This is a genomic window from Stenotrophomonas sp. CCNWLW57 (genome assembly GCF_037203925.1).
GTDB lineage: Bacteria > Pseudomonadota > Gammaproteobacteria > Xanthomonadales > Xanthomonadaceae > Stenotrophomonas > Stenotrophomonas rhizophila_A.
Genome location: NZ_JBBCBJ010000004.1, coordinates 203,562 through 229,378, shown reverse-complemented (window position 1 = coordinate 229,378; position 25,817 = coordinate 203,562). Strand labels below are relative to the sequence as shown.

Sequence of the window (25,817 nt, the reverse complement as noted above, 5' to 3'; positions counted from 1 at the left end):
GCCGTTGGCGCTATGCCACGGTGGGCCGCGAAGAGCAGCGGACTAACAGTCCGCTCTACCGTCCGGCTGCGCCGCTGGCGCTATGCCAGGGTGGGCCGCGAAGAGCAGCGGACTGACAGTCCGCTCTACCGTCCGCTCTACCGTCCGGCTGCGCCGTTGGCGAAATGTCAGGCGATGCCGATGCCCGGGATCGCGGTGATCTGGTCCGGGTCGAACCCTGCAAGCTCGGCGAAATGTCGGCCGCGGGCGACGTAATCGCGGTACACGCCGTAGCTCGGCGCGCCCGGGGACATCAACACCACCCCACCCTGTTCGCCGAGCGCCGTGCGGGCCAGTCGCACCGCCTCCTCCAGATCGCCGGCGGCGTGCAGACCGAACCTGCCTGCATCGGCCAGCGGCTGCAGCAGCGCGTGGATGCGCGGGCCGTTGGCGCCCATGGTGACGATCTCCACCGGCGGCACGTCGTGCGCCATGTGGTCCACGAAATCGTGCCAGTCCAGCCCCCGGTCATGCCCGCCCACCAGCAGCGCGATGCGCTGGCCGGCGAAGCATTCCAGCGCCGCCAGGCTGGCGTGCGGGGTGGTGCTGATCGAGTCGTTGACGAAGCGCAGCCCGTCGCGGCGGCCGATGGTCTGCAGGCGGTTGGGCAACGGCCGGAAATCCTGCACGGCAGGCGCCAGCGCCACCGCATCCAGGCCCAGCGCTTCGATGGCCGCGAGCACCGCGCACAGGTTGCCGCGGTTGTGCCGGCCCGGCAGCGGCGTGTTCGCGGTATCGAACACCCGCTGCTCCCCGCGATACACCCACTCGCCGCGCATGTGCCAGCCCTGCGGCTGGTTGAACCACACTCCTTCGCTGTCCGGCAGCGACAGCGCGGCCAGGTGCGGGTCGGCCGCGTTGAGCACCGCGATACTCGGTGCCGCGCCGGTCACCAGCGCCAGCTTGTCCTGGATGTAGCGCGCTTCGCTGCCATGCCAGTCCAGGTGCTCGGGAAACAGGTTCAGCACCACCGCCACCTGCGGGTGCGCGCCACTGCGCGCCACCTCGCCGGTCTGGTAGCTGGACAGCTCCACCGCCCAGTACGCCGGCGCCGGTTGCGGGTCCAGCACCTCCAGCAGCGGCAGGCCGATGTTGCCGACCAGGCCGGTGCGCGCGCCGGAGGCGCGCAGCAGATGCGCCAGCAACGAGGTGGTGGTGCTCTTGCCCTTGGTGCCGGTCACGCACACGGTGTCGCGCACGGTGCCTTCGGCATCGGCATGCTCGGCAAACCACAGCGAGGTACCGCCGATGAACTGCGTGCCCTGCGTCGCCGCCGACACCGCGGCTTCGCCGTAGGGGCTGATCCCCGGCGACTTGATCACCACCTCGAAGGCGGCCAGGGATTCACCGCTGACATCCGACCGCACCTGCAGCGCATTGCCGGCCTCGGCCCGCGCAGCGGCGGCCTCGGCCTCGGGGCAGAACAGAGTCAGGGCCAGCCCCGGCAGGCGCTGGCGCAGGACGGCGAATGCCGCACGCCCCTCACGCCCCCAGCCCCACAGCGCTACGCGCTTGCCTTCAAGCTGCGAAATTCGCACGCAGGCGCTCCCAGATCGCCGCCGGAATCCGGTGCTCGCCTTCCAGCACCAGCAACGGTTCGATCTGCAGTTCGGCGCCGTCCAGCTGCGGCTGGATCTCCTGGATGAAACGCTTCACCAGCGCGTCTTCGTTCCATTCCGGACGTGCCGCCAGGGTGGCCATCGCGGCACGCGATTCGCCGCCTTCGCCCACGCATTCGAACGGTTTGTGGTCCTGGAATTCCAGCAGCGCGTCGAAGCCGCCGGCCTGCTCCATGTCGTCCAGCAGGTTGCGGCCGAAGATGCGCACCAGCCGGGTCTTGGGCATGAACGGGGCCAGCGCCAGGAACACGAAGTGGCACTTCGGGCAGACCCCGCACCAGCGGTTCACCGGGCGCTCGCCCAGGATGTGGAAGTTGCGGTTGCAGCTGGAGAAATGCGCGTCGTAGAAATCGGTCCTGGCGAACTGGCGCGCCACGGCCAGCTCCGACAGCGGGCGCAGCAGCGAGTAGTAGTGCAGGTCCGCCGCCACGTGTTTCTCAAGGTGCTCGCCAAAGGCCTGCTCGAAGGCCCAGCCCTTGGACCACTGGTGGTTCACTTCACCGGTACCCGGAATCTGGCTGCCGTAGCTGGCCGAACGCTCGTTGGAGAACACGACCTGGTCCACGCCCTGCAGCAGCGCGGCCAGTACCATGATCGCCGAGTTCACCGCGGTGACCGGGATATGCCCGTTCCACGCGCCCTGGCGGTTGAGCTCGAACAGCTCGGGGGCCAGCGTGCGGCCGATGTTGAGCATCGGCAGGCCGGTGCGTTCGGCGCAGGCACGGATCAGCTGCGAACCGCCGATCCAGGTCACCGTTTCGGTGATGCCCAGCGTGCGCAGCGCTTCAATGCTGACAAGCGAATCCTTGCCGCCGCCGATGGCCACCAGTGCATGCTCGCGCAGGCCCACCGCCGGCGCGTTGAACGCCTCGCCGTCCACCGGCAGGCGGAACCGCCCGCGCAGGTTCAGCCCGTTGCGGTAGGCGAACTCGCCCAGCCCGTTGAGGTACACCGTTTCCACCAGCGCGGCGGTATCGGCATCGATGCTGTAGCTGTCGATCCGCACCTGCTCCGGCACCGCAGCCTTGTAATAGCTGACGCCCGCGAACAGGTGCAGCAGGCGCAGCGCACGCTCAACGGCCTCGGCGCGGGCAGCGTCCAGCACGAACGGCGCGCCGGGAATGCTGACCGTCTCGACCAGCTCCGGACCATTGTCGAAGGCGTAGACCAGCTGCGCCACGCCGGTATCCGCGGCGAAGTCGCAGCGGACGAAGCGGAAGCAGGCAACCTGGTGTTTATCGAAAGCAGTCATGGCGTATCCGGTGAGGCAATAAGGGAAACCAACGGGAGGCGCTCAAGGCACATCGTCGATGATGTCCTCGCGCGGCAGCTCGCGCTGGTTGTAGGTGTTGGCCATGACGTACCCGTAGGCACCGGCATCGGCGATCAGCATCACATCGTCCGGCGCGGTGGATACCGGCAGCCGGCGGCGCTTGCCGAACACATCGCTGGATTCGCAGATCGGCCCGACCACGTCGAACAGTGCCTCGGCATACCCGCCCAGCCGGCTGAGGTTCTCGATGTCGTGCCAGGCGTCGTACAGCGCCGGGCGCATCAGGGTGTTCATGCCCGCATCCAGGCCCACGCGGCGGATGCCGTCCTTCTCCACCACCTGGGTGGCGGTGGTGAGCAGCACGCCCGATTCGGCCACCAGGTAGCGGCCCGGTTCAATCGCCAGGCGGAACGCCGGGTGCACCGCCTTCACCTCGGCCAGGCCGACGGCCCAGGCGTCCAGGTCGAACGGTTCATCGTCATCGCTGTAGGGAATGGGCAACCCGCCGCCGATATCGATGGTTTCCACGCTGCCGATCCGGCGCGCGAACCCGGCCAGTTCGTCGCACATCAGGCGCCAGTGCTGCGCCGTTTCCACGCCGCTGCCCAAGTGGGCGTGCAGGCCGACCACGCGGGTGCCGAGGTCTTCGGCCAGGCGCACGAACTCGTCCACGCGGGCGATCGGCAGGCCGAACTTGGAGTCCTTGCCGCCGGTACGGACCTTGGCGTGGTGGCCTTCGCCCCGGCCCAGGTCCACGCGCAGCCACAGCTCGCGGTTGCGGAACAGGTCCGGCCAGCGCTGCAGCGCTTCCACGTTGTCCACGGTGACGGTCACGCCGAGCGCGAACGCCGCTTCATATTCGGTGCGCGGCGCGAAGCTGGGGGTGAACAGCACCCGGCGCGGCGACAGCGTCGGCAGCACATTGAACACATGCTTGAGTTCACCGTGCGACACGCATTCCAGGCCGAAGCCTTCCTGCTCCAGCAGCTCCAGGATGGCCGGGTGGCTGTTGGCCTTGATCGCGTAATACCGCTGGTCGATCGGCCTGATCGCCGCCAGCGCGCGGGCGCGGGCGCGCACCGTGGCCAGGTTGTACACATAGCGCGGCGTACCGGCCTGGGCCAGGTGCAGCAGGTGCTCGCGCTGGCCCCGCCACCAGGCGGTTTCGCGCGGGCGGATGGTGCCGGCGATCTCGCGCCAGCGCGGGCCGAACACCTCGCCTTCTTCCACCGGCATCGCGCCGCTGTCGATCAGCTCGGCGTGCAGGATCGGCAGCAGGCCGTCGGCGTCGGCTTCATCGATGACGAAGGTCAGGTTGAGGTCGTTGGACGACTGCGAAATCATGTGCACGCGCTCGCGCCCGAAGGTCGCCCACACGTCCGACAGCTTGTGCAGCAGCGAACGCATGCCGCGGCCGACCAGGGTGATCGCCGCGCACGGCACGATGATCTTGACCTTGCAGATCTGCGACAGGTCGGCCGACAGCGCGGCCAGCACATCGGTATTGACCAGGTTTTCGGACGGGTCCAGCGATACCGTGACGTTGGTTTCGGCCGAACCGATCAGGTCCACCGACAGTCCGTGCTTCTTGAACAGCCCGAACACGTCGGCCAGGAAGCCGACCTGCTGCCACATGCCGATGCCTTCCATCGACACCAGCACGATGCCGTTGCGGCGGCTGATCGCCTTCACCCCCGGCACCGGTGCGGCATTGCCGTCGATGCTGGTGCCCGGCAGTTCCGGGCGTTCGGTATCCAGGATCGCCATCGGCACGCCGGCATCGCGGCACGGCTTGATCGAACGCGGGTGCAGCACCTTGGCGCCGGTGGTGGCAATTTCCTGTGCTTCGTAATAATCCAGGCGGGTCAGCAGGCGCGCGTCGGGTACGTCCTTCGGGTTGGCGCTGAACATGCCCGGCACGTCGGTCCAGATTTCCACCCGGCTGGCACCCAGCAGCGCGCCAAAGTAGGCGGCCGAGGTATCCGAGCCGCCCCGGCCGAGGATGGCGGTACCGCCATCGGCGTGGCGCGAGATGAAGCCCTGGGTGATCAGCATGCGGGTCGGCTGGGCGCGGAACGCCGCAGCCCACTCGGCGTCCGAACGCCACTGGCAGTTCACCGACAGGCGCTGCGACCAGTCGCTCTGGTTGGGCTGCGGCGGCAGCGCCTGCAGCCACTCACGGGCGTCCATCCAGCCGAAATCCAGGCCGCTGGCGCGCAGGTAGGCCGCGCCGATGGTGGAGGACAGCAGTTCGCCCTGGCCCAGCACGTCGGCCTGCCACTCCAGCGGGCGCGCGGCGGCGCGCGGCTCGTCCAGCAGGCCCTGCAGCGCGGCCAGGCGCACATCCAGCGCGCTGGCATCGAGCTCGAGCTCGGCCAGGAACTCGCGGTGGCGGGCCACCAGCGCATCCACGCGGGCGCGGCTGTCGGCGGCGCCATCGGCGATCGCGGTCAGTTCATTGGTCACCCCGGACAGGGCCGACACCACCACCAGCACGCGCGCACCGGTTTCTTCCGCACGTTTTTTCGCCAGCTTCCCGATCGTGTCCCAACGGTGACGACGCGACACGGAGGTGCCGCCGAACTTCAGTACGATCCAGCGATCGACAAGGGGGGAAGCTGACATGGAGGTAAGAATGGGTAGGTAGTGGGGGGATCGACCCGGCACGCCGGGCCGAACCTCTGATTCTATGCCAAGCCACGCCCCGGCAGGGCTTGTTAAGCTGCCCGACCGTTCCGCCAGACCGATCCGCCATGACCGCCCGCCGTTTCCTGCAGCTTGACGTGTTTTCCCCTTATCCCGGCGCCGGCAACCCGCTGGCCGTGGTGCTGGACGCGGAGGGCCTGGACGACGCGCGCATGCAGGCCATCGCCCGCTGGACCCGCCTGCCGGAAACCACGTTCGTTTTCGCCCCGCAGGTGCCGGGCGACAGCTACCGCATCCGCATGTTCAGCCCGCAGAAGGAAGTGCCGTTCGCCGGCCACCCCAGCGTGGGCACCGCGCACGCGGTGCTGGACGCCGGCCTGGCCGCGCCGGTGGACGGCGTCCTGGTCCAGGACGGCATCGCCGGCGCGCTGCCGCTGCGGGTGGTGGGCGAAGGGGCCACGCGCAGCATCGCCATCCGCACCCCGCGCGCGGAGGTCGCCGAGGTGACCACGGCGGACGATCCGCGCCTGCAGGCGGCGCTGGCTGGCTGGACATTGGGCGGATTGCCGCCGGCGCGCATGTTCGGCGGACGCAGCTGGTGGGTGGTGGAACTGGCCGATGAAGCCACGTTGCGCGCCCTGTCACCGGACTGGGACGCGGTGGCTGCGCTGGCCGAAAGCACCGACAGCATGGGCGTGTTCGCCTATACGCGGAGCTCGGCAGACGATTACCAGCTGGCCGTGCGCGCGTTCGTGGGCAACGGCCGGCGCTTCGAGGATGCCGCTTCAGGCGCGGCCAATGCGGTGTTGGCCGCGTGGCTGGACAGCCGCAACGCCCTGCCCGGCGTGGATGGCAGTTATGTCGTCAGCCAAGGCCGCGAGGTCGGCCACGACGCGCGGTTGACCCTGCATGTGGATGCCGAGGGCGAGGTTTGGTCCGGCGGCCAGGTGCAGACGGTCATCCAGGGCACGATCACCTGGTAGGGACACTCAGGGTGCCGACTTTGCGTCGGCACCCTGAACATTTCAGCCAGCCAGCTCGGCTTCCATGCTGATCGGCACCGCGCTCAGCGCCTTGGATACCGGGCAGTTCTGCTTGGCATCATCGGCAATGGCACGGAACTGGGCCGCGTCGATGTTGGGGACCACCGCTTTGACCGTGAGCGTGATCTGCGACAGTTGCGGGCCACCTTCCATCGACAGGTCGACCTTGGCTTCAGTGTCCAGCGAGGTAGGCACGAAACCGGCCTCGGTGAGCTTGGCCGACAGCGCCATGGTGAAGCAGCCGGCGTGCGCGGCGGCGATCAGTTCTTCCGGGTTGGTGCCCTTCTCGTCGCCGAAGCGGCTGCTGAAGGCATAGCGGGTCTTGTCCAGCAGGCCGCTCTGCGGCGTGCTCAATTGTCCCTTGCCTGTCTTGAGGTCACCTTCCCAGTGCGCAGTGGCGTGACGCGAAATGCCCATCGTTGGATCCTTAGTGGGTGAATGGCAGCACCAGCGTAGACCGGCAGGCGTTAGCACCGTGTCTGGCCGTGCCGGCCTGCGGCTTCCGGTCGCAGCCGCCCGCCCCCTTGCCAGCCATGCGTGACCCTGGCCTCGTTGCAAAGTGCTGTTTTCAAGGCATTTCCGCACAATCCCTGCCCGCCCGCCTGGCCCGGCAAACCGCTTCCACGCCGCCGAACGGACCGTTTTTTTGGGCATGTCCTGATGCACTGCAGTAACCGCAAACGCAGAAAAGCCGAATATTTATGCGTTTGCCTATTGGCGGCGCCGCATTGTTGCCCTACATTTCGCTTGCCGATGGGTTCGGCGCGACCACACAACCAACCGATCACGGAACAGGAAACCATGGCAAAGACCGCTAAGAAGGCTGCCCCGAAGAAGGCAGTGAAGAAAGTCGCTACGAAGGCCGCCGCAAAGCCGGCAGCTCCGAAGCCGATCAAGGAAGTGCTGACCAAGTCCGGCCTGGTTGCACACATCGTGGAAGCCTCCGGCGTTGTCGCCAAGGACGTCCGCGCTGTGCTGGCCTCGCTGGAAACCGCCGTGGCTTCCTCGGTGCACAAGAAGGGCGCAGGCAGCTTCACCCTGCCGGGCCTGCTGAAGATCACCACCGTCAGCGTTGCGGCCAAGCCGAAGCGCAAGGGCATCAACCCGTTCACCAAGGAAGAACAGTGGTTCGCCGCCAAGCCGGCCACCACCAAGCTGAAGGTGCGTCCGCTCAAGAAGCTCAAGGACGCCGCGCTGTAATCTGCGCGCTTCCTGCAGCACCCGAACGGGACGGCCTTGGCCGTCCCGTTCTTTTTTGGCCAGGTCCTTCGCGGCGAAACACAGCGTTGCCAAACCGCCAGTTCCCGCCTGACGCCCACGCAAAGCCAGTCGCTGCGGCCTTCCTGCCATGCACGTACGGCATCGGAACGCACAAGGTGGAACACTGCGTGCGGCCGCGCCTGTCGTCCGGCCCGCCGGCCACGCCTAAGGTGGACCTACTCCCCCACAGTGCAGCGCCATGGCCAGCCCCTCGCAACGCTATCGCATCACCATCACCCCGATCGAAAAGGACGGGCTGCAGTGCAGCGGACGCTGCACCATCGAACTGGAACATCGCGCGCAGCAGGACTGGATGCGCCTGCTGGAGGTCGCCCGCCGGCAGACCGGGCTGGCCGGTGACGAGCGCGCCGCGGCCATCGTCGCGACCCAGCTGCTGCAGGACATGGCCGCGCGCTACGCCGAACAGCCTGCGCATCCACTCACAACCCTGCAGCCGCAGCTGGGTCAGGTGCTCGACGCCCTGGATGCAATCCAGCGCGCACCCTGAAGGTGGTTACACTCTCCCTTCCTCTGGGGAGAGTGCACCATGCGTCGAGCCTTGATCCTGTTACCGCTGTTGCTGGGAAGCTGTTCCTGCCAGCGCGATGCCGAACCTGAGCGCGGGCTGGCGGCCAGCGCCTCGACGCCGGCCCCGGCGCCGATTGATGTCAGCGCCGCCGCGTCGCAGGGGATGACGGCCACGGCCCCGCCGGCGCTCAGCGCGGTGGCGCCCGACGCGCCGAGTGAGTCGATCACGGTTCGGAACTACATCTATGCCCTGCTGGGCAAGGACCGCAGCGCGTCCGATGCCTACTGGACCGGTGGACGAACCTCGTCGCGCCCGGACGATGCCGTGCTGCGCTCGATCCCGCAGCTGCGCAGCCTGCGCGTGGATACCGAAAGCCCCATCGCCCGCGACACCGCGCAGCCCTCGCGCCTGCGCGAAGTCCCTGTGCGTGTCCGCGCCATCACCGCGGACGGCACGTTCAGATACGAGGGCTGGTACCGGCTGCAACCGCGCCCGGATGGGAACGGCTGGGAAATCCTGAGCGCTTCATTGCAGCCGAGTCTCCAGTGACACGCCGACCAGAGCGCTGCGCCCCGGGGGAGCACTAGCGGTCCGGGTGTCTGCGCTCATGAAGCGCTGATTCAGGCCGACGCGCTATGGTGTCACCACCTCCCTGCCGCGCCTGCCGATCATGACGCTACGCCCCCTGTTGACCCGCTTCGCCGCCTGCACCGTCCTCATTGCTGCCGCCGTCGCCGCACAGGCCGCGCCGAGCATTTCCGGCCGCGAGCTATCGGTCGGTGCCACCGATGTCCAGCAGTATCTGGACGGCAGCTTCCCGCGCACCCAGGACGCCCTCGGTGGCCTGATCGCGATGACCATGAGCCACCCCAAGCTGACCCTGCCGCAGGGCAACCGCCTCGACCTGGGCTTTGATGTGGCACTGGCGACTGCCGGCGGTGCGCCCGCCCCGCTGGGCAAGGTCAAGCTGAGCAGCGGCCTGCGCTACGACGCGCAGACCCAGGGTTTCCATCTGGACCAGCCGACCGTGGACGACTTCACCCCGGCCAACAACGGCGGCAGGCTCGACTCACGCACCCGCGAGCTGCTCAACGCGTTCCTGGTCGACTACGCCCGCCGTGAGCCGATCTACAAGATCGACCCGACGGTCGGCGCGATGCTTGGCGCGCTGCAGGTGCAGTCCGCCCAGGTGCAGAACGGCAAGCTGGTGGTCACCTTCAACCAGGACCTCGGCAGCCTGGTGCCCGCCGGCGTGCTCGGCCGGTAACGCCGATCTCTGCCCGGCTGGCGTGGAACCGGGCCCGGCCCGGCTCCACGCCCTCGTTTACCCAAGCAGCGCCTTCGCCACGGCCTCGGAGAACGCCGGAATATCATCCGGCTTCCGGCTGGTGATCACGCCGTTGTCCACCACCACTTCCGCGTCGGTCCACTGCGCGCCCGCATTGCCAAGATCGCTTTTCAGCGACGGCCACGAGGTCACCTTGCGACCCTTGGCCAGGCCGGATTCCACCAGCAGCCAGGGACCGTGGCAGATCGCCGCGACCGGCTTCCCGGCCGCCGCAAACGCCTTGATGAACGCCACTGCCGGCGCCTGGGTGCGCAGCGTGTCGGGGTTGATCACCCCGCCCGGCAGCACCAGCGCGTCGTAGCTGGCGGCGTCGGCGCCGTCGAGCGACTGGTCCACCGGCACGCTGTCGCCCCAGTCCTTGTCCTTCCAACCCCGGATCTGGCTGGCGTCACCCGGTGCGATGACCGACACCTTGGCGCCCCAGGATTCCAGGAGGCGCTTGGGTTCCTGCAGCTCGGACTGCTCGAATCCATCGGTGGCGAGCAGGGCAACGCGCTTGCCGTTGAGGTCATGTGCCATGTGGGGGCTCCTTGAAAAAGTGAGCCCCTACCATGCAGATCCGCGCATTGGCGGAGAGTGACTGGCATGTGGACGTCGCGTGGCCGGTAGGTACCGACCGTTGGTCGGTACGCAATGTCACCCGACCAACGGTCGGGTGCTACCGCGGTAAAGCGCCGCAGGCGCTTTACCGCTTGGGCTGCAGCATCGTCCCGGTGCACTTCTTCGACCCGCAGCGGCATTCCCAGATCTTCTTCAGGCGTGCGGTGTGGCGCTCGGCCAGGGTGATGCCGTAGTTGTAGGTCAGCTCGTCGCCCGGCTTGATGTCCTTGATCGCCTCGATGAACACCTTGTCCTCGCGGCGGTTGTCGCCCTCGGCTTCCTCGATCACGGCCTCGCAGTTGGGGTCGCAGCTGTGATTCAGCCAGCGCGCATCGTTGCCCTTGTAGTTGGCATCGATGACGTAATCGTCGTTCAAGGTGAACAGGAAGGTGTGACCGCTTTCCACATCCCCGGTATCATCCGCATCCACGTCGGCGTGGCTGCGCAGCAGCCCCTTGTACTGGATCACCCGCTCGCCCTTCTTGAGCGGCGCCAGCGCGAACACGCCATTGCCGTGAATGGTCGACTTGCGGGCTTGGATCTTCTTGGGCATGTGGCTGGCCATTACGTTGGGATGGTCGATTCTCGCTTAATCTTTGTGATTGCCCAACCACGTCTGCACCGCGCCCCTGCTGGCGCCCCGCCTTGAGCACCTGAACAGGACGGGTTGGATGCCCGGGCATAAAAGCGTACAATTTCAGTCCGCTTTATGGTTCTGCCCTCCCCCATGCTCCGCGTCACCAAGCTCACCGATTACGCCACCGTCGTCCTGACCGTCCTTGCCGCTCGCCCGGGCGAGGTCCTCAGTGCGACCGAACTGGCCGAATTCGCCAGCCTCGAGCCGCCCACCGTCAGCAAGCTGCTCAAGCCCCTGGCCCAGGCCGGGCTGGTGGAAGGCCTGCGCGGCGTGCGCGGCGGCTACCGGCTGACCCGCCGCCCCGATCAGATCAGCCTGTTCGAGGTCGTCGAAGCCATGGAAGGCCCGCTGGGCCTGACCGAGTGCGCGCACGACCACAGCCAGTGCGGACGCGAGCTGCAATGCGGCGCGCGCAGCAGCTGGCGGATGATCAACGACGTGGTGTCCGACGCACTGCGCAAGGTCACCCTGGCGCAGATCCTGCCCCCTCTTCCCCTTGTTGACGCCCCCCGCCGCGTGATCGCGGCGGATGTCGTCTCCTGATCCACAGGCAGCCCCCATGGCCACCGATACCCTCGACACCGTCGCCCCCGGCGACACCCCCAACCGCGAGATCCACGAGCAGCTCGGCCGCAAGTATTCGGCCGGCTTCATCACGGACATCGAATCGGATTCGCTGCCGCCCGGCCTGGACGAGGACACCATCCGTGCCCTGTCGGCGAAGAAGGACGAGCCGGAATGGATGACGCAGTGGCGCCTGGACGCCTACCGCCACTTCCTGACCATGCCGATGCCGAACTGGGCCAAGCTGCAGATCGCCGCGATCGACCTGCAGGCGCTCAGCTACTACTCCGCGCCCAAGGGCCCGAAGTACGCCTCGCTGGATGAGGTGCCCAAGGAACTGCTGGACACCTACGACAAGCTGGGCGTCCCGCTGCATGAGCGCGCCAAGCTGGCGGGCGTGGCCGTGGACGCGGTGTTCGACTCGGTCTCGGTCGGCACCACCTTCCGCAAGGAACTGGCCGAGAAGGGCGTGATCTTCTGTTCCATGTCCGAAGCCATCAAGGAACACCCGGAACTGGTCAAGCAGTACCTGGGCAGCGTGGTGCCGGTGGGCGACAACTACTTCGCCGCGCTCAACTCGGCCGTGTTCTCCGATGGCAGCTTCGTGTTCATTCCCAAGGGCGTGCGCTGCCCCATGGAACTGAGCACCTACTTCCGCATCAACGCCGGCCATACCGGCCAGTTCGAGCGCACCCTGATCATCTGCGAGGACAAGGCGTACGTGTCCTACCTGGAAGGCTGCACCGCGCCGATGCGCGATGAGAACCAGCTGCACGCCGCGGTGGTCGAACTGGTGGCGCTGGAAGACGCCGAGATCAAGTATTCGACCGTGCAGAACTGGTACCCGGGCGACGAGAACGGCGTGGGCGGCATCTACAACTTCGTCACCAAGCGTGCCGAATGCCGTGGCGCGCGCAGCAAGGTCACCTGGACCCAGGTCGAAACCGGTTCGGCGATCACCTGGAAGTACCCGTCCTGCGTGCTGCTGGGCGATGACTCCGTTGGCGAGTTCCACTCCGTGGCGCTGACTCATCACCGCCAGCAGGCCGACACCGGCACCAAGATGATCCACATCGGCAAGCGCACCAAGAGCAAGATCGTCAGCAAGGGCATCAGCGCCGGCCGTGGCCAGAACACCTACCGTGGCCTGGTCAAGGTGGACCGCAATGCCGATGGCGCGCGCAACTACACCCAGTGCGATTCGCTGCTGATCGGCAAGACCTCCGGCGCGCACACCTTCCCGTACATCGAGGTGAAGAACCCGAGCGCGACGGTGGAGCACGAAGCCACCACGTCGAAGATTTCCGATGACCAGATGTTCTATTGCCGCGCGCGTGGCATCGACCAGGAAAACGCGGTCTCGATGATCGTGGATGGCTTCTGCAAGCAGGTGTTCCGCGAGCTGCCGATGGAGTTCGCGGTGGAAGCCAAGAAGCTGTTGGAAGTCTCCCTTGAAGGTTCCGTGGGCTGACCGGTCGCGCCTTCGTTTGATTTTTTTGCCACGCATGGCGTGGCACTACTGGATTCGTATCATGCTGAAGATTGACAACCTCCACGCCCGCATCGGCGACAAGGAAATCCTCAAGGGCCTGTCGCTGGACGTGAGGCCGGGCCAGGTGCACGCCATCATGGGCCCCAACGGCGCGGGCAAGTCCACGCTGGGCAACGTGCTGGCCGGCCGCGAAGGCTATGACGTCAGCGAAGGCGGCGTGCAGTTCGAAGGCCGCGACCTGCTGGAGCTGGCGCCGGAAGAACGCGCCGCCGCCGGCCTGTTCCTGGCCTTCCAGTACCCGGTGGAAATCCCCGGCGTGAACAACACCTACTTCCTGCGCGCCGCGCTCAATGCCCAGCGCAAGGCGCGCGGCGAGGAAGAACTCGATTCCATGCAGTTCCTCAAGCTGGTGCGCCAGAAGCTGGCCGTGCTGCACCTGAAGGATGAGCTGCTGCACCGTGGCGTCAACGAAGGCTTCTCCGGTGGCGAGAAGAAGCGCAACGAGATCTTCCAGCTGGCCGTGCTCGAGCCGAAGCTGGCGATCCTGGACGAGACCGACAGCGGCCTGGACATCGACGCGCTCAAGAGCGTGGCCGACGGCGTCAATGCGCTGCGCTCGCCGGACCGTTCGTTCCTGGTCATCACCCACTACCAGCGCCTGCTCGATTACATCAAGCCGGACGTGGTGCACGTGCTGGCTGACGGCAAGATCGTGCAGAGCGGCGGCCCCGAACTGGCCCTGGAACTGGAAGCCCATGGCTACCACTTCCTGAAGGACCGCGTGGTGCCGGAGGCAGCGGTCTGATGAGCGCCCTGCTCGATTCCCTCGCCGCCGGCTTCTGCGGCAGCGACGCCCGCCGCGCCGAGCTCGATGCCGCCCTGCAGGCTGGCCTGCCGGGCCCGCGCAGCGAAGCCTGGAAGTACACCTCGCTGCGCCAGCTCGAACGCCGTACGTTCCAGCCCGCGCCGCTGGCCGCGCCCGACATCGACCCTGCCCTGCTGGCCGACATTCCGTCGCCGCGGCTGGTGTTCGTCAACGGCCGCCCGTCCGCCGCGCACAGCGACGTGTCGGCGCTGCCGGCCGGCGTGCAGGTGCAGACCCTGTCCTCGGCGCTGGCCGCCGGCGAGGAAGCCCTGCGCTTCCTGGGCCGCCGCTTCGAGCGCAGCGAAGAAGTCTTCGCCCGCCTCAACGCCGCCCTCGCCGATGAAGGCGTGCTGGTGCGCGTGGACGACGGCGTGCAGGTCGAAACCCCGCTGCAGCTGGTCTTCATCAGCGCCGCCGGTGGCAGCGACCTGGCCTGGCATCACCGCCACCTGATCGAACTGCGTGCCGGTGCCGCGCTCGGCGTGGTCGAGCACCACCTGGATGCCGGCGATGCCGCGCACCTGGGCAACACCTTGGTGCACGTCCATCTGGCCCAGGACGCGGTGCTCTCGCACGCCCGCGTGCAGGCCGATGGCAGCCGCGCCACCGCCCTGCTGCGCACCGATGCCGTGCTGGCCCGCAACGCGCAGTACCGCCGCGTAGACCTGGAGCTGGGTGCCGCGCTCAGCCGCCACGAACTCAACGTGCGCCTGGAAGGCGACAACGCGCAGCTGACCGCCAACGGCGTGCTGCTCGGCAACGGCCGCCGCCATGTCGATACCCGCCTCGGCATCGAACACATCGCGCGCGATACCGCCTCGGAAATGGTGTGGCGTGGCGTGGCCGCCAACCGCAGCCGCGTGGTCTTCCACGGCGGCATCCACATCCGTGCCGGCGCCGATGGCACCGATGCCAACCTGTCCAACAAGAACCTGCTGCTGTCCGCCGACGCCGAAATCGATACCCAGCCCACGCTGGTGATCGACGCCGATGAGGTGAAGGCCGCACACGGCGCCACCGTCGGCCAGCTCGATGCCAACGCCCTGTTCTACCTGCGCTCGCGCGGTCTGCCGGCCCAGCAGGCCCAGCAGCTGCTCAGCGCCGCGTTCTGCCACGAGCCGCTGAACGTGCTCGACGCGCGCCTGACCGAGCAGCTGCGCCGCCAGCTGGACCTCGCGCTGGCCAAGGCAGGCGTGGCATGAACCTCTCCACCCCGCGCCCGGTGGCCGACACGGCCGCCGCTCCCGACTGGGACCGCGTGCGCCTGGACTTCCCGCTGCTGATGCGGGAAGTGCACGGCAAGCCGCTGGTGTACTTCGACAACGCCAACACCGGCCAGAAGCCGGTGCAGGTGATCGGCGCGGTGGATGAGTTCTACCGCCGCTACAACGCCAACGTCAGCCGCGCCGTGCACGCGCTGGGCACCGAGGCTACCGACGCCTACGAAGGCGCGCGCAGCAAGCTGGCGCGCTTCCTCAACGTGCGCGCCAGCGAACTCATCCTGTGCAGCGGCACCACCTTCGCCATCAACCTGGTGGCCTATTCGTGGGCCCTGCCGCGGCTGAAGGCCGGCGATGTCATCCTCGTATCGCGCATGGAGCACCACGCCAACATCGTGCCGTGGCAACTGGTAGCCCAGCGCACCGGCGCCACGATCCGCGTGGCCGAGATCACCCCCGAAGGTGCGCTCGACCTGGACGCCCTGCGCAAAGCCATGACCCCCGAGGTCAAGCTGCTTGCCGTGGCCCACGTCTCCAACGTGCTGGGCACGGTCAACCCGGTGCGCGAGATCTGCCGGGAAGCGCGCAAGCGCGGCATCATCACCGTGGTCGACGGCTCGCAGGCCGTGCCACACCGCAAGGTTGACATCGCCAACATCGGCTGCGACTTCTACGCCATCACCGGCCATAAGATGTGCGGCCCTACCGGCACCGGCGCACTGTGGGCCAAGCGCGAGCATCTCGATGCCATGCCGCCGTTCCTCGGTGGCGGCGAGATGATCAAGGAAGTGAGCTTCGAGGGCACCGTCTTCAACGACGCCCCGCACAAGTTCGAAGCTGGCACCCCGAACATCGCCGGCTTCATCGGCCTCGGCGTGGCGGTGGACTATCTGGAATCACTGGGCCTGGAGCACGTGGAAGCGCGCGAAAGCGAGCTGCTGGCGCACTTCACCGAAGAGCTGAACAAGATCGACGGCCTGCGCATCTTCGGCACCACGCCGGACAAGGCGGCGGTGGTCTCTTTCCTGATCGAAGGCGCGCACGCGCACGACCTGGCCACCCTGCTGGATCTGGAAGGCGTGGCCATCCGCTCCGGCCAGCACTGCGCGCACCCGCTGCTGCAGTACTACGGCGTGGCGGCCACCTGCCGCGCGTCTCTCGCGTTCTACAACACGCATGCGGAGATCGAGCGGTTCATTGCGGCGTTGAACAAGGTGCGCAAGCTGCTGGGCTGACGCCAGCCCCGTACGCTGACAAGAAGACGCCGCGGACAACCGCGGCGTTTTGCATGGCGCGCACCTTTTACATCGAGCCGGTAGCGCACGACAAATTCAACTACGGCCTCGCCTCCAACTGACCCTCATGCACATCGGCAACCTGCCCATCATCGTATTCAATGGTGTAGATCACGCCGTCTGGAAAGTCAGCAAAGTATGAGCCGACAGGTCGCTCTTCAAATATGCCGACCACCCAAGCGTCGTCCCCTGGCCTCAAGTGCGAGCCTGCGCCATGAATGACGCGGACTCGGTCGTCGTAGTTGAACAGCGGCATACCAAAAGACCTCAGGCTTGGCTTCCGGATCCAAAAGCTTCTCGGCTGAGCCCCCCGTCGGCAGCGCACGACCTTTAGTCACGCTGACGTGCCTCCAATTCATGACTTAGTGTCCAAGCCGTGACCGGTCAACAGCGAACCCTTACCTCGAAACTGGAGGTCAGCGTGAGTGATGCGTAGCCTGGAAGTTCAGCGAGCACAGTGTATACCTCCAAGAAGGAGAGAAAGCCACCTCGCACGAACAGAATAAACTCAACTCCAAAACCATCCGCCCCTGTAGCCGACAGACCCTCAATCTCAAAGTCCGCCTCACCTGAAAGCGGGATCGCGTCGCTCTCCAGAATAAAGTCGACGTACACGCCGACACGACTTTCCGATCGCACAATAGCAATGACGCGGCCCAATTGAGCACTGAGTTCTTCCGGTACACCCTCAGCCTCAAGCAGATGCTTGATTGCCGTTTGTTCCAGATCGGGAATATCAGAGAGCTTCATCAACGCTGCCCTCAGTTGCAGCTGCCGCTGGCGACGCTTTCATGCGCCGCGACGTTCGCACATCGGACAGTCCGGTGAGGCCCGAGCATAGACCACCGTCTTCGAAGACCAAGACACGACACGAGTACCCGTCGTGGCGATCCATCTCGTCTTCGGATCTGATCAGCTCCTTTGCAAGCGCAAGCGCCTGAACCATATGCCCTTCCTCAAAGAGGCGAACCCCGATCATGAATTTTTGATGGACCTTTCTCATTGGTCGTCCCTGACTATCACAGCGGCGCAAGCAGCCCATCAATGTAGGTACCGAGACCGACCACATCGTCTGCATCACCGATGAGATCGTCGTCCATCATCTTCCTGACTTCCGCCACCCCGCCCAACCTGTCCACCACGGATCGCATGAAGTCCAATTTTCCCAGGAACAGTGTCGTATCCTGATCCAGTCGAATGATCCATTGCTGGTCGAGAGAGAAGACATAGTGGTCGCGCAGGAAACTGTAATTCTCATCCCAGTACGTGCGAATGGATTCCATATCCGGCTTGATGTGGACGCCGCTCAACAGATCAGAGGCGTTCCTGTATCTGACTGCACCGAGTCCCGAAGGATACCCGGCCGCCTGGTTGTGCACCGCCATCCAGCATTCCCACACGTTATCCGGTGCCAGATCCTCATAGGAGGTTCGGTCAAAGGCCATTCCAGCCCAGCCCTGGATCGCGAAGGGCAGATCGGGGGGCATCGTCGGCAATACGATGGACTCGATGAAGTTCAGCCAAGCAGCCGTCGGGGAGAGCCCAAGGGCTTCTGGGAAATGATCAGCCATTCCATCCAAGGTCATCGGTCGGGCTCTAGGTTAAGGTCTGGCGGCACCCCTGATCCCTGGATCACCACGCTGAACTGTTTTTCGGCATTGTATCCATAGCAGTCCACGAGTATCACGACCCCAGCAGCTTCAGAGTGGAACAGGGCCGACTCACCAGTGGAGGCCGCAACCGCCACCATGGAGGTGACGGCAAACCCCCTCACGGGCGCGAATCCTAGATAGTCCTTCTCATGAAAGCCAATCTCGCCCTCAAGGGCACCCAGCCTGCGCTCGACGCAGCGCATGACCCTGAGTGCCTCGGCCAGGCCGACATAGGCTCGAACGAGACCCGGGGCATTGCGAATATCCTGCGGCCACACAATGTCCCAGTCGGATGACCTGGTCCGGAAGTCCTCGATACGCAGGCTGCAGGAAGCCGCTTCATTGATAGCCTGGACCAGAGCAGCGCCGTGGCGTAGCCGCAGATGCGCACGCTCCCTCTCTTCGGCCAGCAACATTCGCCGCTTACGCACCTCATCCCAGCTTTTGCTCTCCACGCGTAGCGTCCTCGGATCAAGCTGTTGTGACATCAACGCAGGGCGAGGTCAATAACCAAACGCCGGGCGAAACACATACCGAATCGCTACTACTTCAGATTCAGCCACCGATCGTTCTCGAGCCTGAAGATGGGGCCCCAAAACAATGAACAAACTCGTCTCGCAGACCCACTACCGGGAGGCCCATGTCGGGCCGTTACGCAACTCTTGAAGCCGCAGCACTGTTATCGCGCCCCAAAGTTCCGGGCAGTCACTCAACATCTACAGCCAAGACGTCCCCATCATCATGCTGGATGGATGCCTCTTCATAGTCCAGGACGCCCTGCCCGGCAAAGCGTTCCAGGAAATTCACCACAGCAGAAAAACTGACGTCCGGCGGAACATCGACGGAGAAGAAGGACGGGACATTACTCAACTCCGTTGCACAACCCAAGCCAGACAGCTTGCTTCTAAGCTCAGCTACCTGATCAACCTCGTATACGATCACCCTGACCGTAGAGTGTCCGCCTGCGGTCAGAACTTTTTGGAATGTCAACTGTCCGTCCACATGCAACGCAGCAACAACATCGCCGGAACTGATCAGCTTTACATAGAACGGAACGCTATCCACAAGATAGCTCCCATCACTGAGAGGGATTGCCCAAAGATTCTCCCAATCCACGGGAGGATACCCGTCATCCCCACGGGGCAACTTGAATGCCACTTTCGCGTACTCTGCTTTACTCATGGCAATCCATTGAAATCGAATCCCATGGCAGCACGACTCAGGACTTCCACATACGCTTGATTCATTCCCCCCTCCTGGGGTTGCGGGTACCCTTGGCCGAAAACCCATTGGAAGTCGCATTCGAATAGGTCATCGCGGACTCGGTGCCATCCAACTCGGTTTCGAGATTGTCTTCCACAAGAACTTCGTACGCACCCACCTGCGCAAACGCTACTACCTCTTCCTTCCGACCTTCCGCATTCCAGTAGTAGCCCGTCGCTTTGGTCGGATCGATCCTTAGACGCCCGCCCTCCCTTGAAACTCCCTGGCACAGGAAGTCCGCCGATGCCAGCATCACGAACCGCTTGTCGGGGTGACTACGGCGACCCCGACAGTGCTCGGCCCGTCTAGTGCAAACGACAATACGCTATCGACATCCCACCCCGCGCGTGATGCTTCCGGGACTGCCGGGGGGTCACACATCTCCAGTGCCGACCGGCCAACGCTGCCCAGGCAGGGTCCCACGAGCGGGTGCGGGATGCAGGTCCCGGCACCCAGCATCTTCTCCTGCGCGCCTGTCACTACATAGTAGATCTCATAGCTGGACGGCTGGCCTACCGTGGCGTCCCTCTGGACGAAATCGACCAGATGTATCCGGCACGCGCGTCCGTGCAGGCGGGGAATCACCTCTGTGGCGAACGTTCGCTCAAACGCCCGTGCATAGCCTTGTGCGATCGCGCGGCTTGGCTGATGGTTGGTGACGTACGGGCCCTCCGAGCGATCGCCACCGCATCCTGCCAGCAGCAACACGCACAGAAGACCAGTCCAGCAGCGGAGCCTGCTCATGTCTTCCTGCACTCAGCCAATGCCAGATCGACAATCTGCGCCGAGCAACGGGTGATGCTGCCTTCGCAGGTGCGCGCCTGAAGCAGCTCCTCGTTCGGCCCCTGAAGTGCATAGAACACGCGAGTGCGGTCTTTCTGCGATGCGGTCGGGATCAGGCTGCTCCCGATCAGATGGACACCGATGCTTCGCGAAGGATCGCCATGCTTTCCTGCAAGCCCATGCTCGATCTTCGACCAGTAATGCTGCGAAACTCCGCTGTGCGGATCCCTGGTGGATAAGGTGTAGGTGCACTGCGGGCGCTGGGCGCAACCAGCACCCAGCAGCGTCGACAACAATAGTCCGACGACGCCGATATGCCGCGCCGTTCTCCCTTCCCGGTGTTGCGTCTTCAGCCCCATCCTGCGCCCCATCCCTTTCCCCCGCCAGAGCATACGACGAAGCGCGTATGCCATAATGAGAACCCTTCTCATTAATGACACTGGATGTCGTCGATCGCCCCCAGTGCCGCGAGCCCCCAACCGCTGCACGCTTATCTGCAGTGCCCGCACCAGGGTGCCCCGGGCCGTGCGCGGGCACGCGCCTCGTTCACCGAACGCCATGCGCGCACGATCGCTGGCAGCCTGACAGTGCTGGCCCACGCTGCCGTCATCGCGCTGCTGCTCTGGACCCACGTTGCCAGCACGCCGGTGCTGCTGCCCCCGCCGGCCGATCGCACCCAGTTGGTACTGCTGCCGCCGCGCGCGCCGGAAGTACCGCTGGAAGACATCGTCGCGCCCACACCCAGCACGGCCGCCACGCGCCAACAGCAAAAACCGGAACCCCCGCGCGACCGGCCCAAGACGCCGCCCCGCGAGACGGCCCACTGGGTGATTCCGCCACCGACCCCGCCGCAGCCCAAGCCGGATTCGCCGGCGCCCCTGCAGCAGCAGGCCTCCGTTGCCGCCTCGCCGCCCAGCCCACCGCTGCCGCCCGGCCCCAGCGAGACCACGCCCGGCCGCGACAGCTGGGAAGGCCGGGTCATGGCGCGGCTGGAACGCTTCCGTCGTTACCCCCACGCCGCGCGGGCGCGCCGCCATGAGGGCGTCGTGCAGGTGCGGGTGAGCCTGGCCCGCGATGGCCAGCTGCTTGCGCTGGCGGTGGAGCAGAGCTCGGGCTACGCGATGCTGGACCAGGCTGCGCTTGATACCTTCCGCCGGGCCGCGCCGTTGCCGGCCGTGCCGGACGACCGGCCGGCACCGGTGGAACTGTCGTTCCCGGTGGAGTTCTTCATCCGCTGAGCGCCCGCGCAGGCGTGCTATTCGGTCAGCGCCGTGCGCATCTCGCGCTCGATCTGTTCGACCAGCAGCAGGTTGGCATGCTCCGGCTCGCGCTCATAGGCGCGCTTGGCCGCGTCCTGGGCTTCGGCCAGCAGACGGAAGCGCACCTCGGCACTCTCCGCCACCCGCGCGGAAGCGAAACGCGACGCCGCCTGGTAGTAGAGCTCCTGGACATCGCCCAGGTCGCGCGCGCGCTGCCGCCAGCGCGCGGCCGGCACGTCGTTGCCGGGGGTGGCTTCGTAGTGCGCGATGAGCCGCTTGATCGCCACCAGGTTGTCATCCTTGGCGGCGGCGGTCACCTCGGCCAACTGGCGGGGCGACAGGTAGCGGTCGTCCGTCGGGGGCCCTTCGCCGCAGCCGGGCAGCGCCAACAGAAACACGCAGGACAGGAAAATGGACTTCATAGCCCCACGATCCTGCCAGTGCCCGATCCGCACGGCCAACGCACCGTTCCTATCAAAAAGCGGCATTGCATAGGCAGCGCCACTGCTACCCGCCACCGGCGCCCCGCTCTAGAATGACGGCATGAGCACCCTGACCTTCCGTGCGGCCACGCTGGCCGACATTCCCGCCCTGATCACCCTGGTCACCTCGGCCTACCGCGGCGACGCCAGCCGCGCCGGCTGGACCACCGAAGCGGACATGCTGGACGGCGCGCGCATTGACGCAACCGGCCTGCAAGCCGATATCGAGCGCCCGCGCAGCACCGTCCTGCTGGCCGAACGCGACGGCCAACTGCTCGCCTGCGCGCATGTGGCCGACGACCACGGCAAGGGCTACTTCGGTATGTTTTCGGTGGACCCGGCCCAGCAGGGCGGCGGCATCGGCAAGCAGGTAATGGACGCGGCCGAAGCCCACGCCGCTCGCGAATGGGGCGTGCCGGTGATGCAGATGACGGTGATCGACATACGCGATGAGCTGATCGCCTTCTACGAGCGCCGTGGCTACCAGCGCACCGGCATCAAGAAGCCGTTCCCGTATGGGGACGAGCGCTTCGGCATCCCCAAGCGCGACGACCTGCGCTTCGAGATCCTGGAAAAGCCGCTGGCGGCCCACGCATGAGCGAGACCTGGACCTTCGTCTGCGCCACGGCCGAACTGCTGCCGGGCGAGATGAAGAGCACCTTCGACGAGGTTACCGGCACCCCGATCGTGGTGTTCAACCTGGATGGCGAGCTGTTCGCCCTGGAAGACCAGTGCACCCACGAGGAATTCGAACTGTCCTCGGGTACCTTCGATACCGAGGAAGGCAGCATCGAATGCGTGCTCCATAGCGCGCGTTTTGACGTGCGCGATGGCCGTGCCCTTTGCGCCCCGGCCTATACGGCGGTGCCGAAGTTCCCGGTGAAGCGCGAGTTCGACGGCGTCTGGACCCGCGACGACCGCGACTGAGTCTCACCGAGCCGATAGAAAACTTGAATCGGCCCCTGGCCGGTTCTGTGATGCCCGCCGCACGGCGGCGGATGCGAATCATTATCGTTTCTGTTAATTTATCGGTATTCGCCTTCCCGGCCTGACCGACTACCGCCTCATGGCTGCCGCCACTGATGCCACCGCCAACCGCTGCTCGACCCCATTGCTGCTGACCGCGGCGGTGCTGTTCTGCCTGCTGGCCGTCGTGGCTGAATTGGGCACTTCGCCGGGTTCGATGGATCGTGCGGGAACGGTGGCCGCGATGGTCGCTGGCGAATCGCTGCAGGTGTCCGGCATACCTGCACCAGACCGCGCCCCGGTCGCTGTCCACGCCTGCGCCGCAGCGGAAAAGGAAGCCGAGAACGGCCGCCCCGACCCTGCCGAACGTGCCACGTCGCTTCCGTCGTGCATGGCAGGCACGCGCACCGCAGCGTCACCCGCCGCGTGGGCCATGCCGGCCATCCAATCGCGCCCACTGCGTTCGCATCTGTCGCAGGCACCGCCCGCGCACGCCTGACCGCTGCTGCCCAGGCACCTCGCCACGCAGGGCGCCCAACGCCCCCTGCACATCGCATCTCTTTCGCTCGACCGTCCATGCCCCTGCGTGCGCGCCCCACCCGTGCGCGCTCGATGGCATTCCTCTTCCCGTTTCCAGGTCCATCACCACCATGATCAAGAGCCGCAAGCATTCCTCCCCCGCCCGCAGTGCCGCCAGCCTGGCCACCGCCAGCCTCGTCACCGGCCTCAGCCTGGCCATGCTGCCGGTGGCCGCCCAGGCCGAGTCGGCCAGTGACTCCCCGCGCACGCTGGACCAGGTGCAGGTGCAGGCCGCCCGCGGCTTCAAGGTCGACAAGGTCGCATCGCCCAAGTTCACCCAGTCCCTGCAGGACACGCCGCAGACCATCCAGATCATCAGCCGCGACCTGTTCACCCAGCAGGGCGCGACCACGCTGACCGATGCGCTGCGCAACAGCCCGGGCGTGGGTACGTTCTACGTCGGCGAGAACGGCAACACCAACACCGGCGACAGCATCTTCATGCGTGGGTTCGATACCTCCAGCAGCATCTTCGTGGACGGCGTGCGCGATGTCGGCTCGATCTCGCGCGATGTGTTCAATACCGAGCAGGTGGAAGTGTCCAAGGGCCCGGCCGGCACCGACAACGGCCGCTCCGCGCCCACCGGTTCGATCAACATGGTGAGCAAGCAGGCCAACCTGCATGACGCGGTGAGCGGCACCGTGTCGGTCGGCAGCGACAGCCAGCAGCGCGCGTCGGCCGACTGGAACCAGTCCCTCGGCGCCACCAGCGCGCTGCGCCTGAATGCCATGTGGCAGGACAGCGACCAGCCCGGCCGCGACCACGTGAACAACTCGCGCTGGGGCATCGCGCCGTCGCTGGCGTTCGGGCTGGGCACCAACACCCGCTACATCCTCAACCTGCTCTATGTGGACCAGCAGAACGTGCCCGACGGCGGCGTGCCGACCCTGGGCCTGCCCGGCTGGGCCCCGCAGCCCACGCTGGAACCGCTGGCTGGCCATCCGGTGAACCCGGAGAACTTCTATGGCACCCGCGCCGACCATGACGATGTCACCGCGAAGATGGCCACCTTCCGCATCGAGCATGACTTCAACGACAGCGTGCGCCTGACCAACACTGCCCGCTGGGGCCGTACCGACCAGGACTACATGCTCACCGCCTTCATGGGCACCGGCACGCGCGGCGCCAACGGTGCGCCGACCGGCAACATCCGCTACACCGACCGCAACAACCTGGACACCTACACCATCGCGCGCAGCCTGCCGACCTTCAAGGACCAGCAGAACACCATCCTCACCGACCAGCTCAACCTGCGCGGGGACGTCAGCACCGGTGCCATCGTGCACAACCTCAGCACCGGCGTGGAGTTCACCCGCGAAGAGCTCAAGAGCTTCGGGCAGGCGGCCACCAACGGCACCACCTGGTCGCCGGCCAACCTGTACAACCCGGACTGGAACGCCACCGGCCTGACCTGGGCACACAACGGCGCCGACAGCCGTGGCAAGACCACCACCTCGTCGGTGTACCTGTTCGATACGCTGAACTTCACCGACAGCTTCCTGGTCACCGCCGGCCTGCGTGCGGACCATTACAAGACCGAGTACCAGAGCGCGGTGGTGTGCGGCGGGCGCGGCCCGGCGTGCGGCAGCAACCCGGTGGGCACGGTGATTCCCAATCCGTCGCTGGAGCATTCCGACACCCTGCTCAACTGGAAGCTGGGCGCCGTGTACAAGGTCGGCGACATCGTCAGCCTGTACGGCAACTACGCGCTGTCCCAGCAGCCCCCGGGCGGCAGCAACTTCCAGCTGAGCAGCTCGGCCAGCAGCGCCGACAACCCCAGCCTGGACCCGCAGAAGGCCAAGACGCTTGAAGTGGGCACCAAGTGGGCCTTCCTCGACGATGCACTGGCCTTCAACGTCGCGCTATTCAAGACCGAAGTCAGCAACGAGATCAACACCCAGGTGCTGGACGATGCCGGCAACCCCACCCAGACCGGCAAGAAGTCGGTGCAGGGCATCGAGGTGTCCACGGTGGGCCGCATCACCGACAACTGGTCGGTGTCGGCCGGCTACAGCCACCTGGACACCGAAGTCGAGGAAGGCGCCAACGTGGCCGCCGATGGCACCCGCAACCTGACCTACACCCCGGGCGCGACCTTCACCGGCTGGACCAGCTATACCTTCCCGTTCGGCCTGACCGTGGGCGGTGGCGTGCGTTACGCCGGCCGCATGCACCGCGGTACCGATGGCGCGGTGGGCACGCCGGCGTTCACCAAGTCGTACACGGTGTACGACGCGGTGGCCTCGTATGAAATCAACGAGCACCTGGTGCTGCGCTTGAACGCCTACAACCTGTTCGACAAGGACTATGTGGCCGCGATCAACAAGAGCGGCTACCGTTACACCCCGGGCGCCCCGCGCAGCGTGCTGTTCAGCGCGGACTTCCGCTTCTGATCCACCAAGG

At 66.1% G+C, this 25,817-nt stretch carries 28 protein-coding genes; 15 read left to right on the top strand and 13 right to left on the bottom strand.

What is annotated here, in order from left to right:
• Positions 1 to 167: 167 nt before the first annotated feature.
• From murD to V9K91_RS11530, 3 genes are read right to left on the bottom strand one after another with little or no spacing between them, the layout of a single operon-like run.
• A complete protein-coding gene (gene murD, locus V9K91_RS11540) occupies positions 168 to 1,577 on the bottom strand; it encodes a UDP-N-acetylmuramoyl-L-alanine--D-glutamate ligase (protein WP_336442869.1) in 1,410 nt (469 codons plus the stop codon).
• Positions 1,558 to 2,910 (bottom strand): UDP-N-acetyl-alpha-D-muramoyl-L-alanyl-L-glutamate epimerase, encoded by a 1,353-nt coding sequence (murL, locus tag V9K91_RS11535; RefSeq protein WP_336442870.1) that lies wholly within the window; start codon positions 2,908 to 2,910, stop codon positions 1,558 to 1,560. The genes murD and murL overlap by 20 nt, the downstream gene beginning before the upstream one ends.
• Before the next feature lie 42 nt (positions 2,911 to 2,952).
• Positions 2,953 to 5,556, bottom strand: coding sequence for a bifunctional aspartate kinase/diaminopimelate decarboxylase (locus tag V9K91_RS11530; protein WP_068849933.1), 2,604 nt, complete (start codon positions 5,554 to 5,556; stop codon positions 2,953 to 2,955).
• Between the two features lie 128 nt (positions 5,557 to 5,684).
• On the opposite strand from V9K91_RS11530, the gene V9K91_RS11525 reads away from it, so the two are divergent.
• Positions 5,685 to 6,560 carry a PhzF family phenazine biosynthesis protein gene (locus V9K91_RS11525; protein WP_306989538.1) on the top strand — a complete coding sequence of 292 codons (876 nt, stop codon included), beginning with the start codon at positions 5,685 to 5,687 and terminating at the stop codon, positions 6,558 to 6,560.
• Positions 6,561 to 6,602: 42 nt separating this feature from the next.
• Here the strand turns inward: V9K91_RS11525 and V9K91_RS11520 are convergent, their stop codons facing one another.
• The gene (locus tag V9K91_RS11520) at positions 6,603 to 7,037 is read right to left on the bottom strand and encodes an OsmC family protein (protein ID WP_068849927.1); all 435 of its coding nucleotides are present in this window, start codon (positions 7,035 to 7,037) and stop codon (positions 6,603 to 6,605) included.
• A gap of 384 nt (positions 7,038 to 7,421) precedes the next feature.
• Between V9K91_RS11520 and V9K91_RS11515 the strand changes: the two genes are divergently transcribed.
• The 4 genes from V9K91_RS11515 to V9K91_RS11500 all read left to right on the top strand — a co-directional run bounded on the left by V9K91_RS11515 (position 7,422) and on the right by V9K91_RS11500 (position 9,676).
• Complete coding sequence (locus V9K91_RS11515) at positions 7,422 to 7,820, top strand: HU family DNA-binding protein (RefSeq protein ID WP_068854576.1); 399 nt, start codon at positions 7,422 to 7,424, stop codon at positions 7,818 to 7,820.
• 259 nt (positions 7,821 to 8,079) lie between these two features.
• Complete coding sequence (locus tag V9K91_RS11510; RefSeq protein ID WP_306989540.1) at positions 8,080 to 8,388, top strand: DUF3861 family protein; 309 nt, start codon at positions 8,080 to 8,082, stop codon at positions 8,386 to 8,388.
• A gap of 39 nt (positions 8,389 to 8,427) precedes the next feature.
• Positions 8,428 to 8,958, top strand: a complete 531-nt coding sequence (locus tag V9K91_RS11505; RefSeq protein ID WP_306989543.1) for a hypothetical protein — start codon at positions 8,428 to 8,430, stop codon at positions 8,956 to 8,958.
• 121 nt (positions 8,959 to 9,079) lie between these two features.
• Entirely contained in the window at positions 9,080 to 9,676 is a 597-nt protein-coding gene (locus V9K91_RS11500; protein WP_306989544.1) for a DUF1439 domain-containing protein, read from the top strand.
• A 57-nt stretch (positions 9,677 to 9,733) separates the two neighbouring features.
• Here V9K91_RS11500 and V9K91_RS11495 read toward each other — a convergent pair whose 3' ends face one another.
• Positions 9,734 to 10,276, bottom strand: a complete 543-nt coding sequence (locus V9K91_RS11495; RefSeq protein WP_306989546.1) for a type 1 glutamine amidotransferase domain-containing protein — start codon at positions 10,274 to 10,276, stop codon at positions 9,734 to 9,736.
• A gap of 166 nt (positions 10,277 to 10,442) precedes the next feature.
• Positions 10,443 to 10,910, bottom strand: a complete 468-nt coding sequence (locus tag V9K91_RS11490; protein WP_068854575.1) for an SET domain-containing protein-lysine N-methyltransferase — start codon at positions 10,908 to 10,910, stop codon at positions 10,443 to 10,445.
• A 174-nt stretch (positions 10,911 to 11,084) separates the two neighbouring features.
• Between V9K91_RS11490 and V9K91_RS11485 the strand changes: the two genes are divergently transcribed.
• From V9K91_RS11485 to V9K91_RS11465, 5 genes are all read left to right on the top strand, one after another.
• A complete protein-coding gene (locus tag V9K91_RS11485; RefSeq protein ID WP_068849911.1) occupies positions 11,085 to 11,537 on the top strand; it encodes an SUF system Fe-S cluster assembly regulator in 453 nt (150 codons plus the stop codon).
• A gap of 16 nt (positions 11,538 to 11,553) precedes the next feature.
• Positions 11,554 to 13,029, top strand: coding sequence for a Fe-S cluster assembly protein SufB (gene sufB, locus V9K91_RS11480; protein ID WP_210131767.1), 1,476 nt, complete (start codon positions 11,554 to 11,556; stop codon positions 13,027 to 13,029).
• Between the two features lie 61 nt (positions 13,030 to 13,090).
• On the top strand, positions 13,091 to 13,855 hold the full coding sequence (sufC, locus tag V9K91_RS11475; RefSeq protein ID WP_095363797.1) for a Fe-S cluster assembly ATPase SufC: 765 nt from the start codon (positions 13,091 to 13,093) through the stop codon (positions 13,853 to 13,855).
• Positions 13,855 to 15,117: a Fe-S cluster assembly protein SufD gene (gene sufD, locus V9K91_RS11470; RefSeq protein ID WP_095363761.1), complete on the top strand. Its 1,263-nt coding sequence runs from the start codon at positions 13,855 to 13,857 to the stop codon at positions 15,115 to 15,117. The genes sufC and sufD overlap by 1 nt, the downstream gene beginning before the upstream one ends.
• On the top strand, positions 15,114 to 16,370 hold the full coding sequence (locus V9K91_RS11465) for a cysteine desulfurase (protein WP_093533355.1): 1,257 nt from the start codon (positions 15,114 to 15,116) through the stop codon (positions 16,368 to 16,370). Before sufD ends, V9K91_RS11465 begins: the two co-directional genes overlap by 4 nt.
• A 444-nt stretch (positions 16,371 to 16,814) precedes the next feature.
• Here V9K91_RS11465 and V9K91_RS11460 read toward each other — a convergent pair whose 3' ends face one another.
• From V9K91_RS11460 to V9K91_RS11435, 6 genes are all read right to left on the bottom strand, one after another.
• Positions 16,815 to 17,180, bottom strand: coding sequence for a hypothetical protein (locus tag V9K91_RS11460; protein WP_141236251.1), 366 nt, complete (start codon positions 17,178 to 17,180; stop codon positions 16,815 to 16,817).
• A 269-nt stretch (positions 17,181 to 17,449) separates the two neighbouring features.
• A complete protein-coding gene (locus V9K91_RS11455) occupies positions 17,450 to 18,016 on the bottom strand; it encodes a hypothetical protein (RefSeq protein WP_095363757.1) in 567 nt (188 codons plus the stop codon).
• Complete coding sequence (locus V9K91_RS11450) at positions 18,013 to 18,537, bottom strand: hypothetical protein (RefSeq protein ID WP_141236250.1); 525 nt, start codon at positions 18,535 to 18,537, stop codon at positions 18,013 to 18,015. Before V9K91_RS11450 ends, V9K91_RS11455 begins: the two co-directional genes overlap by 4 nt.
• Before the next feature lie 250 nt (positions 18,538 to 18,787).
• Positions 18,788 to 19,264: a DUF4265 domain-containing protein gene (locus V9K91_RS11445; protein WP_176472649.1), complete on the bottom strand. Its 477-nt coding sequence runs from the start codon at positions 19,262 to 19,264 to the stop codon at positions 18,788 to 18,790.
• Positions 19,265 to 19,325: 61 nt separating this feature from the next.
• Positions 19,326 to 19,601: a hypothetical protein gene (locus V9K91_RS11440; RefSeq protein ID WP_176472648.1), complete on the bottom strand. Its 276-nt coding sequence runs from the start codon at positions 19,599 to 19,601 to the stop codon at positions 19,326 to 19,328.
• 484 nt (positions 19,602 to 20,085) lie between these two features.
• On the bottom strand, positions 20,086 to 20,487 hold the full coding sequence (locus tag V9K91_RS11435; protein ID WP_141236249.1) for a hypothetical protein: 402 nt from the start codon (positions 20,485 to 20,487) through the stop codon (positions 20,086 to 20,088).
• A gap of 84 nt (positions 20,488 to 20,571) precedes the next feature.
• Between V9K91_RS11435 and V9K91_RS11430 the strand changes: the two genes are divergently transcribed.
• A complete protein-coding gene (locus V9K91_RS11430; protein ID WP_095363753.1) occupies positions 20,572 to 21,366 on the top strand; it encodes an energy transducer TonB in 795 nt (264 codons plus the stop codon).
• A gap of 17 nt (positions 21,367 to 21,383) precedes the next feature.
• Here V9K91_RS11430 and V9K91_RS11425 read toward each other — a convergent pair whose 3' ends face one another.
• A complete protein-coding gene (locus V9K91_RS11425) occupies positions 21,384 to 21,809 on the bottom strand; it encodes a hypothetical protein (RefSeq protein ID WP_095363752.1) in 426 nt (141 codons plus the stop codon).
• 121 nt (positions 21,810 to 21,930) lie between these two features.
• Between V9K91_RS11425 and V9K91_RS11420 the strand changes: the two genes are divergently transcribed.
• The 4 genes from V9K91_RS11420 to V9K91_RS11405 all read left to right on the top strand — a co-directional run bounded on the left by V9K91_RS11420 (position 21,931) and on the right by V9K91_RS11405 (position 25,807).
• Positions 21,931 to 22,467, top strand: coding sequence for a GNAT family N-acetyltransferase (locus V9K91_RS11420; RefSeq protein WP_095363751.1), 537 nt, complete (start codon positions 21,931 to 21,933; stop codon positions 22,465 to 22,467).
• Positions 22,464 to 22,796, top strand: a complete 333-nt coding sequence (locus tag V9K91_RS11415) for a non-heme iron oxygenase ferredoxin subunit (RefSeq protein WP_068849893.1) — start codon at positions 22,464 to 22,466, stop codon at positions 22,794 to 22,796. Before V9K91_RS11420 ends, V9K91_RS11415 begins: the two co-directional genes overlap by 4 nt.
• A 139-nt stretch (positions 22,797 to 22,935) precedes the next feature.
• Positions 22,936 to 23,334: a hypothetical protein gene (locus V9K91_RS11410; protein ID WP_176472646.1), complete on the top strand. Its 399-nt coding sequence runs from the start codon at positions 22,936 to 22,938 to the stop codon at positions 23,332 to 23,334.
• A 151-nt stretch (positions 23,335 to 23,485) separates the two neighbouring features.
• Entirely contained in the window at positions 23,486 to 25,807 is a 2,322-nt protein-coding gene (locus tag V9K91_RS11405) for a catecholate siderophore receptor Fiu (RefSeq protein WP_336442871.1), read from the top strand.
• Positions 25,808 to 25,817: the final 10 nt, after the last annotated feature.

Bases quoted from the DNA above. Each gene is read 5' to 3' on its own strand.
- murL (WP_336442870.1), bottom strand. From the start codon at position 2,910: ATGACTGCTTTCGATAAACACCAGGTTGCCTGCTTCCGCTTCGTCCGC.
- V9K91_RS11530 (WP_068849933.1), bottom strand. From the start codon at position 5,556: ATGTCAGCTTCCCCCCTTGTCGATCGCTGGATCGTACTGAAGTTCGGC.
- V9K91_RS11525 (WP_306989538.1), top strand. From the start codon at position 5,685: ATGACCGCCCGCCGTTTCCTGCAGCTTGACGTGTTTTCCCCTTATCCC.
- V9K91_RS11520 (WP_068849927.1), bottom strand. From the start codon at position 7,037: ATGGGCATTTCGCGTCACGCCACTGCGCACTGGGAAGGTGACCTCAAG.
- V9K91_RS11515 (WP_068854576.1), top strand. From the start codon at position 7,422: ATGGCAAAGACCGCTAAGAAGGCTGCCCCGAAGAAGGCAGTGAAGAAA.
- V9K91_RS11510 (WP_306989540.1), top strand. From the start codon at position 8,080: ATGGCCAGCCCCTCGCAACGCTATCGCATCACCATCACCCCGATCGAA.
- V9K91_RS11505 (WP_306989543.1), top strand. From the start codon at position 8,428: ATGCGTCGAGCCTTGATCCTGTTACCGCTGTTGCTGGGAAGCTGTTCC.
- V9K91_RS11500 (WP_306989544.1), top strand. From the start codon at position 9,080: ATGACGCTACGCCCCCTGTTGACCCGCTTCGCCGCCTGCACCGTCCTC.
- V9K91_RS11495 (WP_306989546.1), bottom strand. From the start codon at position 10,276: ATGGCACATGACCTCAACGGCAAGCGCGTTGCCCTGCTCGCCACCGAT.
- V9K91_RS11490 (WP_068854575.1), bottom strand. From the start codon at position 10,910: ATGCCCAAGAAGATCCAAGCCCGCAAGTCGACCATTCACGGCAATGGC.
- V9K91_RS11485 (WP_068849911.1), top strand. From the start codon at position 11,085: ATGCTCCGCGTCACCAAGCTCACCGATTACGCCACCGTCGTCCTGACC.
- sufB (WP_210131767.1), top strand. From the start codon at position 11,554: ATGGCCACCGATACCCTCGACACCGTCGCCCCCGGCGACACCCCCAAC.
- sufC (WP_095363797.1), top strand. From the start codon at position 13,091: ATGCTGAAGATTGACAACCTCCACGCCCGCATCGGCGACAAGGAAATC.
- sufD (WP_095363761.1), top strand. From the start codon at position 13,855: ATGAGCGCCCTGCTCGATTCCCTCGCCGCCGGCTTCTGCGGCAGCGAC.
- V9K91_RS11465 (WP_093533355.1), top strand. From the start codon at position 15,114: ATGAACCTCTCCACCCCGCGCCCGGTGGCCGACACGGCCGCCGCTCCC.
- V9K91_RS11460 (WP_141236251.1), bottom strand. From the start codon at position 17,180: ATGAAGCTCTCTGATATTCCCGATCTGGAACAAACGGCAATCAAGCAT.
- V9K91_RS11455 (WP_095363757.1), bottom strand. From the start codon at position 18,016: ATGACCTTGGATGGAATGGCTGATCATTTCCCAGAAGCCCTTGGGCTC.
- V9K91_RS11445 (WP_176472649.1), bottom strand. From the start codon at position 19,264: ATGAGTAAAGCAGAGTACGCGAAAGTGGCATTCAAGTTGCCCCGTGGG.
- V9K91_RS11435 (WP_141236249.1), bottom strand. From the start codon at position 20,487: ATGGGGCTGAAGACGCAACACCGGGAAGGGAGAACGGCGCGGCATATC.
- V9K91_RS11430 (WP_095363753.1), top strand. From the start codon at position 20,572: ATGTCGTCGATCGCCCCCAGTGCCGCGAGCCCCCAACCGCTGCACGCT.
- V9K91_RS11425 (WP_095363752.1), bottom strand. From the start codon at position 21,809: ATGAAGTCCATTTTCCTGTCCTGCGTGTTTCTGTTGGCGCTGCCCGGC.
- V9K91_RS11420 (WP_095363751.1), top strand. From the start codon at position 21,931: ATGAGCACCCTGACCTTCCGTGCGGCCACGCTGGCCGACATTCCCGCC.
- V9K91_RS11415 (WP_068849893.1), top strand. From the start codon at position 22,464: ATGAGCGAGACCTGGACCTTCGTCTGCGCCACGGCCGAACTGCTGCCG.
- V9K91_RS11410 (WP_176472646.1), top strand. From the start codon at position 22,936: ATGGCTGCCGCCACTGATGCCACCGCCAACCGCTGCTCGACCCCATTG.
- V9K91_RS11405 (WP_336442871.1), top strand. From the start codon at position 23,486: ATGATCAAGAGCCGCAAGCATTCCTCCCCCGCCCGCAGTGCCGCCAGC.